The sequence below is a fragment of the Shewanella sp. SP1S2-4 genome (assembly GCF_031932075.1).
In the GTDB taxonomy this organism is placed as follows: domain Bacteria; phylum Pseudomonadota; class Gammaproteobacteria; order Enterobacterales; family Shewanellaceae; genus Shewanella; species Shewanella baltica.
Window position 1 is genome coordinate 1 of the sequence record NZ_JAUOET010000008.1, and the last position, 12,529, is coordinate 12,529.

At 45.8% G+C, this 12,529-nt stretch carries 9 protein-coding genes and 3 tRNA genes; 7 read left to right on the forward strand and 5 right to left on the reverse strand.

Features of this window, described 5'->3' with window-relative positions:
- Positions 1 to 708: 708 nt before the first annotated feature.
- The gene (gene pssA / locus Q4Q52_RS09710; protein ID WP_311990490.1) at positions 709 to 1,560 is read right to left on the reverse strand and encodes a CDP-diacylglycerol--serine O-phosphatidyltransferase; all 852 of its coding nucleotides are present in this window, start codon (positions 1,558 to 1,560) and stop codon (positions 709 to 711) included.
- A 94-nt stretch (positions 1,561 to 1,654) separates the two neighbouring features.
- Between pssA and Q4Q52_RS09715 the strand changes: the two genes are divergently transcribed.
- The gene (locus Q4Q52_RS09715; protein WP_006080594.1) at positions 1,655 to 2,122 is read left to right on the forward strand and encodes a DUF4124 domain-containing protein; all 468 of its coding nucleotides are present in this window, start codon (positions 1,655 to 1,657) and stop codon (positions 2,120 to 2,122) included.
- A 270-nt stretch (positions 2,123 to 2,392) separates the two neighbouring features.
- Here the strand turns inward: Q4Q52_RS09715 and clpB are convergent, their stop codons facing one another.
- The 3 genes from clpB to rluD form a co-directional block, all read right to left on the reverse strand.
- Positions 2,393 to 4,966, reverse strand: a complete 2,574-nt coding sequence (gene clpB / locus Q4Q52_RS09720) for an ATP-dependent chaperone ClpB (RefSeq protein ID WP_105249964.1) — start codon at positions 4,964 to 4,966, stop codon at positions 2,393 to 2,395.
- Positions 4,967 to 5,165: 199 nt separating this feature from the next.
- Positions 5,166 to 5,900, reverse strand: a complete 735-nt coding sequence (gene pgeF, locus Q4Q52_RS09725; RefSeq protein WP_311990491.1) for a peptidoglycan editing factor PgeF — start codon at positions 5,898 to 5,900, stop codon at positions 5,166 to 5,168.
- Positions 5,901 to 6,875 carry a 23S rRNA pseudouridine(1911/1915/1917) synthase RluD gene (gene rluD, locus Q4Q52_RS09730; protein ID WP_105249966.1) on the reverse strand — a complete coding sequence of 325 codons (975 nt, stop codon included), beginning with the start codon at positions 6,873 to 6,875 and terminating at the stop codon, positions 5,901 to 5,903. It lies immediately after the preceding gene.
- A 122-nt stretch (positions 6,876 to 6,997) separates the two neighbouring features.
- Here rluD and Q4Q52_RS09735 point away from each other — a divergent pair, with 122 nt between their 5' ends.
- From Q4Q52_RS09735 to hmpA, 6 genes are all read left to right on the forward strand, one after another.
- Positions 6,998 to 7,759, forward strand: coding sequence for an outer membrane protein assembly factor BamD (locus Q4Q52_RS09735; RefSeq protein ID WP_006085778.1), 762 nt, complete (start codon positions 6,998 to 7,000; stop codon positions 7,757 to 7,759).
- Between the two features lie 229 nt (positions 7,760 to 7,988).
- Positions 7,989 to 8,064, forward strand: a tRNA-Phe gene (locus Q4Q52_RS09740).
- A gap of 54 nt (positions 8,065 to 8,118) precedes the next feature.
- Positions 8,119 to 8,205: transfer RNA gene (locus tag Q4Q52_RS09745), tRNA-Leu, on the forward strand.
- A gap of 86 nt (positions 8,206 to 8,291) precedes the next feature.
- Positions 8,292 to 8,378, forward strand: a tRNA-Leu gene (locus Q4Q52_RS09750).
- 166 nt (positions 8,379 to 8,544) lie between these two features.
- Complete coding sequence (locus tag Q4Q52_RS09755) at positions 8,545 to 10,170, forward strand: methyl-accepting chemotaxis protein (RefSeq protein WP_220592229.1); 1,626 nt, start codon at positions 8,545 to 8,547, stop codon at positions 10,168 to 10,170.
- A gap of 261 nt (positions 10,171 to 10,431) precedes the next feature.
- A complete protein-coding gene (gene hmpA, locus Q4Q52_RS09760) occupies positions 10,432 to 11,625 on the forward strand; it encodes an NO-inducible flavohemoprotein (RefSeq protein WP_311990492.1) in 1,194 nt (397 codons plus the stop codon).
- A 165-nt stretch (positions 11,626 to 11,790) separates the two neighbouring features.
- Here the strand turns inward: hmpA and Q4Q52_RS09765 are convergent, their stop codons facing one another.
- On the reverse strand, positions 11,791 to 12,498 hold the full coding sequence (locus Q4Q52_RS09765) for a 16S rRNA pseudouridine(516) synthase (protein ID WP_311990493.1): 708 nt from the start codon (positions 12,496 to 12,498) through the stop codon (positions 11,791 to 11,793).
- Positions 12,499 to 12,529: the final 31 nt, after the last annotated feature.

The following is a 12,529-nucleotide window of genomic DNA, read 5'->3' on the forward strand; positions in this document are numbered from 1 at the left end:
TTCCGTCTTGCGACTTCAGCGGCTCAATGAATTCTGTCATTTGTTTCCGCTTTTAAAAAAGCGAAACCCAAATTATGTACATATTGCTATGAACACTCATTCATTGATTTAATTCTTTGATTACTCACTCGAAAGTAAAGTAATTTCGATTAACTCAACACCTGTGAGTGTCCACACAGATTTCTTGTTTTATCTTGTTAAAGAGCAACTCAATATCCGTAAGAGGACGTGAGTACCACACTGAGCGCCGAACGCTTCCAGTTGACTAGGGCTGCGTATTCTACGCATTTTCCGTTTCGCGTCAAGGAGTTTTTACAAACTTTCTCAACACTCATCAATCAGTAAACTCATCGATGAACTGTCACATCAGGCTGCTTAACGCTGTCTGCCGTGTCAGTGGATGCGCATTATAGGGAGCAGAAGATTTTGTGCAAGGGCTTTTTTAACAATCAGCGCCAAGCGAATGAATAACCACCAAACTGCAGAAATATACTGCAATATTGAGCAATATCGCTGTTTGGGTTGATAAGTCTGGCAGAAGAAATAGCCTATTGCTGGGGTTTTAATAGATTGAATGGGCATAAACAGAAGTTGATAGCAATTTTTAGCTATATCTATCAGCAAACCTCTAAAAACGTTATGCCCTGTGTGATGCCTTACTCTTGTTCGCAGCTAGCTAATGATAAGCAATGATCAAAAGCACGAACCCTAAGATTTATGCTCATCTTGTTTCTCTTTCTCGAGATCTGTTACACCATGAGTTTGTGCTGCGGCTTGGGCCGAGGGAACCGTCTCTACATTCGCCGCGACATCATCTCCAACAACGTGGGCGACTTTGAGTTTTCTCACCGTTCTGATAGTAATGATCGGGCCTGAAATCGCATATAAGTAGAAGCCGACACATAAAATCAATGCAGGTTGCACCGACACCACCACAAACACACCGACGACCAGTAAGATCACGATAAAGTTAACCTTGCCGCGCCAGTCAATTTCTTTAAAGGAGTGATAGCGGAAATTGCTGACCATCAGTAAACCGGTTGCTGCCGTAACAAGGGCCGCAATCCAACTGATGTTTCTTCCATCGAGGCTGTATTGGTTACCAAGCCAAATACTGCCAGCAATAACAGCGGCGGCAGCCGGGCTGGCGAGACCTTGAAAATAACGCTTATCGGCAACGCCAACTTGCGTATTAAATCGAGCAAGCCTGAGTGCTGCACCTGCGCAATAGATAAATGCGGCCAGCCAACCAATTTTACCTAAGTCAGCTAAGGCCCAATTGTAGGCGAGTAGTGCTGGCGCCATTCCGAAGGACACCATATCGGCCATACTGTCGTACTCAGCACCAAAATCACTTTGGGTATTAGTCAGTCTTGCCACTCGTCCATCGAGCCCATCACTAATCATGGCAATAAAAATGGCTATCGCTGCGGCTTCAAAGTTAGCATTCATGGAAGCAATTACGGCATAAAAGCCAGAAAATAAACCCGCGGTGGTAAAAAGGTTCGGTAATAAATAGATACCTTTATTCTTTACTGTTTGATTTGAAGAATTTTGCATACACTTATTACGCTAGTTCAGTGAAGAGAAGTTAGCTTTCAAGATAACATATTTTATTATCATGTCGATGAGAGACCAGTTAGGGATGATTTCGATGTTAAAAGTGAACACGTTCAGCACTATGCTATGCCGCTGGTTTTGGCTCGGCCTTTTCATTGGCCCCGTTTCTGCGGGCGTTATCTATACTTGGGTCGACGAAAATGGGGTGACGCATTACAGCCAACAAGCCCCGCAACAAGAAAACATCAAAGCAGAAAAGCTCTACAGTGAAGATTTAGAGCAGGCGAAAGTGGGTTTTATCGCACCGGTAAAGAAAGCAGAAGCCACTTCTGAAGCCAATGAATTAGAAAAGTCAGCGGCGCTGATCAAAGAGAAAGATGCTAAACAGGCTCAATCCATTTGTGAGAGTGCTAAACACAATTTAGATATTCTCACAACGCACACTAAGCTTATCCGCCAAACTTCCGATTCGGGTGAATCTGTCGCTATGACAGAGGAAGACCGCCAAGCCTCGATTGCTCAGCAACAGGAAAGAATCAAACTCTTCTGTGATAAGAAGTAGCCAAATTTACTATGCCACTACATTAACGAACAACGATTAACGCTGATGCAATAAAAAAGGAGCCGAGTTAAAAACTCGGCTCCTTTCGTTTTAGTACTTGAAGCGGGAGCGATACTGACTAAGAAAGCGCTATCTCTTATTGCAAGATAGTTTATTTCAAGCTCGTTCATTCAAGAACGCTTATTTCAGTTCGCCTATTTCAACCTATCCAACTTCAAGCTTGCTGTTAACGTATCGCATTCAAACAACACACTAAGTTACAGCTACTGGTTATTGCTCGAACACTAATTCGCCACCCGCACAGCTAACCTTGATCGGTTTACCCGGTAACAAGTCGCCACGCAGTAATTTCTGCGCCAGCGGGTTTTCGACTTCTTGCTGCAATGCCCGTTTCAACGGTCTTGCGCCATACACAGGATCGAAACCAATTTCCGCAATCAGTGATAATGCGTCGTCGGTGATTTCCAATGTATAGTCCTTTTCCGCCAAACGTTGGCGTAAGGAAGCAATCTGTATCGAAGCAATACGCTTGATATTGGCAGCATCCAATGGATGGAACACCACAGATTCATCGATACGGTTTAAAAACTCGGGTCTGAAACTGTGAGTGACCACATTCATTACCGCCGCTTTCATCTCTGCATAGGTCACTTGACCAAATCCTTCTTGGATAATGTCAGAGCCTAAGTTCGAGGTCATGATGATCACTGTATTTCTAAAATCTACAGTACGACCTTGACCATCGGTTAAGCGTCCATCATCAAGCACTTGCAGTAAGATGTTAAACACATCGGGATGCGCTTTCTCGACTTCGTCGAGCAATATCACCGAATACGGTTTACGACGAACGGCTTCCGTTAAGTAACCGCCCTCTTCATAACCTACGTATCCTGGAGGCGCACCCACTAAACGCGATACTGAGTGTTTCTCCATAAACTCAGACATATCAATGCGCACTAAAGCCGATTCGGTATCAAATAAGAACCTCGCCAGTGATTTACACAGCTCAGTTTTACCTACACCTGTTGGGCCTAAGAACAGGAACGAGCCAATCGGGCGATTTGGATCCGCCAGACCCGCGCGGCTACGACGAATCGCATTCGCGACCGCATCGACGGCTTCGTTTTGGCCGATCACTCGTTCATGCAGTGCCACTTCCATTTGCAGTAATTTTTCGCGCTCGCCTTCAAGCATTTTCGATACGGGTATTCCCGTCGCTTTCGACAATACTTCGGCGATTTCGAACTCAGTAACCTTGTTACGCAATAACGTCATGTCCTGCATTTCGGCTTGCGATGCCAAATCGAGCTGTTTTTCAAGCTCAGGAATACGACCGTATTGCAGCTCAGACATCCGAGTTAAATCACCCGCACGACGCGCCACTTCTAAATCCATTCGAGCCTGTTCGAGGTCGGCTTTTATGTGCTGAGTGCCCGCTAATGCGGCTTTTTCAGTACGCCAGATTTCGTTCAACTCTGAAGCTTTCGCTTCAACGTCACGTAATTCCTCTTGCAGATGGTCAAGCCTGCGACGACTCGCCTCATCATTTTCTTTGGCTAACGCCTGCTCCTCCAGTTTGAGCTGGATAGCACGACGTTCGAGCCTGTCGAGTGACTCAGGTTTTGAGTCCATTTGCATACGGATACTCGATGCCGCTTCATCGATCAAATCGATCGCTTTATCAGGTAACTTACGGTCCGACACATAACGGTGCGACATGGTCGCTGCCGCCACAATCGCCGGATCGGTAATTTCCACATGGTGATGCAGCTCGTAACGTTCTTTCAGGCCACGCAAAATAGCAATGGTGTCTTCAACGCTTGGCTCATCCACCAGCACTTTTTGGAAACGTCGTTCAAGCGCCGCATCTTTTTCAATATACTGTCGATACTCATCAAGCGTTGTCGCACCCACACAGTGCAAGTCACCACGCGCTAACGCAGGTTTGAGCATGTTACCCGCATCCATTGCGCCTTCACCTTTACCGGCGCCGACCATAGTATGCAGCTCGTCGATGAAGAGGATCACTTGACCTTCTTCCTGTGACAACTCATTAAGTACCGCTTTTAAACGCTCTTCGAACTCACCACGATATTTAGCACCCGCAATCAATGAGCCCATATCGAGGGATAAGACACGCTTATTTTTAATGCCCTCGGGGACTTCACCATTAACGATACGCTGGGCGAGTCCTTCAACAATCGCCGTTTTACCCACACCCGGTTCACCGATAAGGACGGGGTTATTTTTACTGCGACGTTGTAACACTTGGATCGTACGGCGAATTTCATCGTCACGGCCGATCACAGGATCTAACTTGCCTTGTTCGGCTCGCTCGGTGAGATCGATAGTAAACTTCTTCAACGCTTGGCGTTGATCTTCAGCGTTCGGATCATCCACTTTTTGGCCGCCGCGCATTTGTTCAATGGTTTGCTCCATCAACTCTTTGGTCGCGCCGGCTTTTTTCAGCGCTTGCGCAAGGGCATCGGCACCTTCTAACGCAGCTAATACAAATAATTCGCTAGAGATATATTTGTCTTTACGCTTTTGCGCCAATTTATCACACAGGTTTAATAAACGGATTAAACCTTGGGATAATTGCACATCGCCGCCAGTCCCTTCAACTTGAGGTAAGCGTTCCAGCTCTTGACTCAAGAGCGATCGCAGCGCACTCACTCGAATGCCAGCTTGGGTCAATAAGGGATGGATTGAACCTGAATCTTGGTTCAACAATGCCATCATCAAATGCAGCGGTTCAATAAACTGATGATCACGCCCAAGTGCGAGTGACTGGGCATCAGAAATGGCAAGCTGAAATTTATTGGTCATACGATCGAGTCGCATACAGCCTCCTAACACTCATACAGTAGAGATATGCCAATCCACAAGATATCTTGCCAATTTAGTGGCTTTAAAATCAGTACCGCTAATGGAGAGATCTCAATAGGATTGGTATTACATTTCGTTAGTTAAAAGATGGGGGCTATTTAGCCAAATTCAAGCGAATAACGCGCAAATAAATACAAACTGTAGGGGAATTAGCTTAAGACTTAAGCCAGATCAATGAAGCCATGCGTCCCGTCACCTTATCGCGACGATAAGAGAAGTAATCCGTGTCGCTGACTGTGCAGATATCTGCGCTATAAATATGGTTTATCCCGAGTAAACTCAAGCGTAATTTAGCCAAGCCAATAATATCGGCAAGATACTTGTTACCACTTGGAATAAAACACGCTGCCGACTGCGAATGTAAAGTACAAAAAGCTTGCTGTACTTCAACGCCGACTTCAAATTTTTGTGGACCAATTGCCGGGCCGAGGTAGGCAATCAACTCATCCATAGGTGAACTAAACTGCGCCGCGGTGGCCTCAATCACGCCATCACATAAACCACGCCAACCGGCATGAGCTGCAGCCACTTCGGTTCCCGCTTGATTACACAACAACACAGGTAAACAATCGGCAGTCATTATAGCGCAAACTAGGCTCGCGGTTCGGCTGTAACAGGCATCGGCAATCGGTGTATCCACAGCAGGAGCTAAGCTCAGCCCGTCTAAATTAAGCACATGAGTACCATGCACTTGCTCGAGCCAGACAGGCTCAGCGGTTAACGCTAATTGTTTGCAGAGTAATTCACGATTAGCCATCACCAGCTCAGGCGCATCACCGACGTGCAGTCCAAGATTCAAACTGTCATAGGGATGCACGCTCACACCGCCATGACGATTTGTCATAGCGATGCCGACATTAGCGGGAACAGGCCAATCGTGATTAAACACTTACAAATACTCGATAGGATGCTCGACTGTGTCTTGACGCAGTGCTTTCGTCAAAATCACCATGTCTTCAGGAATTGGCGCGTGCCAGCTCATGATTTCACAACTCACAGGGTGCGCTAATTCAAGACGCACAGCGTGCAGAGCTTGGCGCTTGAAGTTTTTCAGAATATCAAAAAACTCTGGGCTGGCCCATTTCGGCGGTTTTGGACGACCACCATACACAGGATCGCCCACTAATACGTGGCCTATGTATTCCATGTGCACACGAATTTGGTGAGTACGACCAGATTCAAGGCGCAATCTTAGACGAGTGTGATTACGGAATTTTTCCGCCACACGATAATGCGTCACAGCAGGTTTACCTGAGTGATGCACCGCCATATGAGTACGTTTCGTTGGATGACGACCAATCGGCTCATCCACAGTACCGCCACCTGTCATAGTCCCCATCACAATCGCTTCGTATTCACGAGTGATTTCACGGGCCTGCAAGGCGGCAACTAAATGGGTTTGCGCTTCAACGGTTTTGGCTACAACCATTAAACCTGTAGTATCCTTGTCCAGACGGTGCACAATACCAGCACGTGGTACATGCTCAATATCGGGACAATGGTGCAATAGTGCATTCATCAAAGTGCCATCGGCATTGCCTGCACCAGGGTGAACCACGAGTCCCGCTTGCTTGTTGATCACAATAATGTCGTCATCTTCATAGACGATATCCAGATCAATGGCCTGTGCCGCTGCGTGAACTTCTTCTTCAAGAGTGGCATCTATGAGTATCTGTTGCAGCTCATAAACTTTCTCTCGGGGCTTATTAACGACAACGCCGTCAACATAAACTGCATCAGATAGGATCCATTCCTTGATGCGCGTGCGCGAGTAATCTGGGAACAACTCTGCTAGGGCCTGATCTAATCTCAGTCCAGTTTGTGTTGCCGAAATCTCGCTTTTTAGATTAATCTCTTGTGTCATAGGAACCGTATCCCCATTTAGGGGTCAAAAAATGTGTGCTATCTGTTACAATCGGATGTTTTCTATTTTATAGTGAAATGGAAAAATTCTTAACTACAACTTAAAAAGAATTGAATTCAAGTATGTATAAATTTTCCAAAGGCGTTACCTTAGTCCTATTTTCACTAGCGTTATCAGCCTGTAGCAGCAGCCCTGATGATAACGATATTGCCGCCAAAACGTCACCTGATGTGCTTTACACTCAGGCAAGAACCTCTATGGAACTTGGCAATTACTCTAAAGCTGTCCGTTCTTTGGAGGCGTTAGACTCACGCTTTCCCTTCGGACCTCACAAAACTCAAGTCCAATTAGACCTGATTTATGCTTACTACAAAATGGACGATGTCGCTTCGGGGATTGCGAACATAGACAGATTTATCCGTCTTAATCCTACCCACCCTGATATTGACTATGTGTTCTATATGCGTGGTTTAGTGAACATGCAAGCCGACAACTATTTGTTCCACGATATGCTTAATATCGACCGCACCGATCGTGATCCTAAAAATGCTCAAGATGCTTTCAAAGATTTTGATCGTCTTATCAAAACTTACCCTAACAGCAAATATGCCGCCGATGCGCAAAAACGCATGTTAGCGTTGAAGAATCGCTTAGCAAGATATTCAATCCAAGTTGCCGAATATTATCTCAAGATGAATGCATGGAGCGCCGCAGCAATCCGAGCACAATCTGTAATGGAAACATATCCTGGCACCCCTTCAAATGAACGGGCATTAGAGATAATGATAGAAGCTTATGGCGAATTAGGTCAGAGCAAGCTGAAGCAAAACGTGCTCATGGTAATGCAAGCTAACTATCCAAACAATGAAATCTTATCAAACTAGCCGAGAATGCCCCTTTAATAGGGGCATTTTTTTGCTTTGCTAGCCAAGATAACCCATCACTGGATATTGCTAAGTCCCCAGCGTGGATAGTGGTTTGACTATTTTTAGCTCGCCACTTGCAGCGTAAATGACACTTTCGTGTAAATCTTATCCAACCGAGTCACTTTTTACGTTATTTAGTAAAAATCTATTGACTCAAAACCCGAAAAGCCTTTAAATTGCGCCCGTCGCCCGAATAGCTCAGTCGGTAGAGCAGAGGATTGAAAATCCTCGTGTCCCTGGTTCGATTCCGGGTTCGGGCACCATCTTTAAATTGGTTGCTACAGCGACTAATGTTAGAGAACTGCAATAGGTACAGTGCAGGTGTGGTGGAATTGGTAGACACGCCAGCTTCAGGTGCTGGTGCTCGCAAGGGCGTGGAGGTTCAAGTCCTCTCACCTGTACCAAATTGCAGTTCAACGAGTGAAACAAAGCATTAAGATTGTTTCTTTGGTTTTAAGATTACTCATTCGATGAAATTTCGGATAGCCATGCAGATGTGGTGGAATTGGTAGACACGCCAGCTTCAGGTGCTGGTGCTCGCAAGGGCGTGGAGGTTCAAGTCCTCTCATCTGTACCAACATTTAAACCTCGCTTAGCGAGGTTTTTTTGTATCTAAAACAAAATAAATCCTCTGTTACTCTCCCCTCTTTCCGCTGATTTGCTATACCTAATGTTACAGACTCATCGTAGGGATAGCTCGAGCTCTGCCTAAAGGACTCTTTAGTTCACTGAGGCTATCCCATATGAACGGTCTACAAATAAAACAAAAAATGTTTATCGGTATTTTGGTCCCCCTTGCAATGTTACTGACGATTGGTTTTCTCGCCATTAATATGATGGGCAACATTGAGTCGGGTGTTGAACGTATCTATAACGACAGAGTGGTGCCGCTGGACGATTTAAAAGTCATTGCCGATAAATATGCGGTCGATGTTATCGATGCGGTCAACAAGGCGAACGCGGGTGGTTTCACCGCCTCGCAAGCGGCTGAAGCGCTAGACAGTGCCAAATCGACTATTACTCAGCATTGGCAAAAATACCTATCTACCGAGCTTACCTCAGAAGAATCCAGACTAGTAAAACAAGCCGAAGTGCTGTTCTCTCCCGCCAATCAACAGATTGATACCCTGATCTCACGCTTAAGAGGATTAAATGGTGATGTTTCAAGCCAACTCTCAGCCAATATCCTGCCGCTGTACCAAGCTATCGATCCCATTAGTAACCAAATATCTGAACTGATTGCACTGCAAATCCGCGTAGCGGGCGAAGAAAAAGAGAGTGTAAATGCCATCTACCAATCTTCAATCACTATTTTTGTAGCATTAGCCTGTACCGCCATGATTGTCAGTATTGTGATTGGGCTCTGGGTGAATCAAAGCGTGATGAATCCCATTAATGACATCCTCGGTAAATTAAAGATGATCCATCAAGACTCTGATCTCACCGTCAGATTCACCACTTTTAATCACGATGAGCTAGGGCAAATATCCACTAGCCTCACCCAAGTAATTGAACACTTACGGGGGATTCTTCATTCCATTGCCGAGGCGGCAACTACGGTCAACAGTTCGGCAAATGAGTTAAGTAGCTTCACCCAAGCCACCAATAAACGAATGCAACAGCAACAAGCCGAAACGGAGCAGACTGCAACGGCCATGAATGAGATGACGGCCACCGTTGCCGAAGTCGCCCAAAGCGCATCTGCCGCAGCGGATTCAGCCAAAGATGCCGATACCTATGCCGCTAACGGCAATAATATTGTGATGCAATCGATTAGCAGTATGTCGCAGCTTTCTGATCAAATTCAAAAAACGGCGCAGGTCATTGGATTTTTATCTAATGAAAGCCAAAATATCGGCCGCGTACTCGATGTGATTAAGAGCATTGCCGAACAAACCAATTTACTGGCACTCAATGCCGCCATTGAAGCCGCACGGGCGGGAGAGCAAGGCCGCGGCTTTGCGGTCGTGGCCGATGAAGTGCGCACCCTAGCGCAACGCACTCAAAAATCGACTCAAGAAATTGAGGCCATGATTGCCACCCTACAACAAGGGGTTAAAGAAGCCGTCAGCGCCATGGAAATCGGTATCAATCAAGTAGATGATGCCAATGATAAAGCCAATCAGGCGGGTCAAGCACTGAAAGAAATTGTCACCTCAGTAGACAGCATCACCGAGCTGAATACCCACATTGCGACCGCAGCTGAAGAGCAAAGTAGCGTTGCCGAGAGTATTAATCGCAGCATTATTGCCATCAGCGATATCGCCGAGCATTCCACAGCTTCGGCGGCTGAATTAAGTGAATCTGTGATTAATTTGACTAAGCTTGCCAGCAGCATGCGCAATCAAGTGAGCGCATTTAAGCTCTAATTTAACTCAATCAACCACCAAACGACTGCAACCATTTTTGCTGTTGCAGTCAAACTCCCCTCTATTTACATCATATGTAACCCATTGAAATAGAATATCCGTTTCATTATTTCTCGATTTAATTTCTCCTTTTATTGAACACTTCAAATGATCTCAGCCTCGTTATCGATAGCACAGATAGCGATAATCTCTATTGATCCAAATCAAATAGATCTTTAAAATCATAAAACATTCATAATATTTACACGTTAAGGATTTTCTATGTTGGACAGCCGTACTATCCAAGTTATCAAGAGCACCATTCCCTTACTCGAATCAGCAGGCCCTGCGCTGACGACCCATTTTTATCAACGCATGTTCAAACATAATCCTGAACTAAAAGATGTATTTAATTTGGCGCACCAACATTCTGGTGGTCAGCCTGTAGCCCTGTTCAATGCCGTCGCAGCCTATGCGAAAAATATCGAAAACTTAGCGGTACTGAGTTCAACGGTCGAACGCATTGCCCAAAAACATACGGGGTTTTTGATCAAACCTGAGCAATATGCGATCGTCGGCGGCCATTTATTGGCAACGCTTAAAGAATTAGGGGGCGATGCGGTAACAGAAGAAGTGTTAGAAGCTTGGGCACAGGCCTATGGATTTTTAGCCAACATTTTTATTCAGCGAGAAGCACAGATTTATCAAGCGCATGCAGAACAAGATGGTGGCTGGTTGGGTGAGCGTCAGTTTATTATTAGTGCGAAAAATACCGAGTCAGCAGTCATCACCTCCTTCATATTGACGCCCGCAGATGGCAAGCCAGTTAAAGATTTTATTCCCGGTCAGTATTTAAGTTTGAAGCTAACACACCCGAATTTGGCATATGAAGAAATCCGCCAATATTCCTTATCCGATGCGCCTAATGGCACCAGCTACCGCATCAGTGTGAAACGCGAACTCGGCGGCCAAGTGTCGAACCTGCTGCATGATGCGATACACGTCGGCGACAAAATCGCGGTAATGCCACCCGCGGGAGACTTTACCCTAGAAGTCGCAGCGGACACGCCGGTAGTACTTATTTCAGCTGGTGTAGGCCAAACACCGATGAAAAGTATGCTCAATCAATTACTCAAGCTGCAACATCCAAGTACTATCACTTGGCTGCATGCCTGTGAGCAAGGCGCCGTACACGGGTTTAAACAGGCGATTCACACCAAGCGCCAACAACATCATAATCTGACGAGTCATGTTTGGTATCGTGAGCCAGCCCCAACCGATAAGTTGGGTGATGATTATGATTTCGAAGGGCAAATGGAGTTAAGTAAAGTCGCCGAGTTGCTGCTTCCACACGCACGTTATTATTTCTGCGGCCCCCTTGGATTCATGTCAGCCATCAAGCAACAACTACTAGCTCTGGGTGTCGCGGCAGAAAACATGCACTATGAAGTGTTCGGCCCCCACGCCGATCTTTAATGGCATGGCACGGACTTGAGGGCATTCACGCTCAGGTCCGTTTGACTGCTTAGCTTTTGCACTTAGCTTTTGTACTTAGCTTTTATGCTTAGCTTTCATTGTTAGCATGGCAAACAATAACGATAAGAACGATGAATGCCTGATGTGCTTTTCTGTTCATCATTTTTAACGGATAGAGGCCACTTCAGCAGCAGTGAGTGCGCGACTTTCACCCGGTGCCAGCTTTTCATCCAACACAATATCGCCTATCGACAATCGATGCAGGCCAACAACCGGATTGCGGAACCGACCAAACATCCGTTTGATTTGATGATACTTACCTTCATGTAAAGTCACTTCAGCCACGTTATCAGCGAGGATAACCAGCTTAGCGGGTTGGGTTATAATATCTTCAAAGCCAAAATACATCCCTTCGGCAAATGCAGCGATGTATTCTTCGGTTATGGGATTCGCTAAGGTAACCCGATACACTTTGTCGACCTTGTGTGTGGGTGACATCAACGCATCAGACCAGCGGCTGTCATTGGTCAATAACAACAAACCCGAAGAGTTTAAATCTAGTCTGCCGGCGATATGCAACTCATCACGGGCTTCGCAATCAAGCAAATCAATCACAGTTTTATGCTGAGTATCTTTGGTGGCACTTACTACACCTATCGGCTTGTGGAGCATCACATAGACGGGCGCATTGGCCTGCAGTATGTGCTCATCGAGTTGGATGCGGGAAAACTCATCCACTTGCCTATCCATATCTTTCACTATCAATCCATCGACGCACACTCGGCCCGATAATAGCAGTTCACGCACCGCTTTACGGTGAGTGTGTAACTGGATACAAAGATAACGATCGAGTCGGCCGCGCTTAGATTGCATAACACCACAAATGACGAAATATGAATGAGAT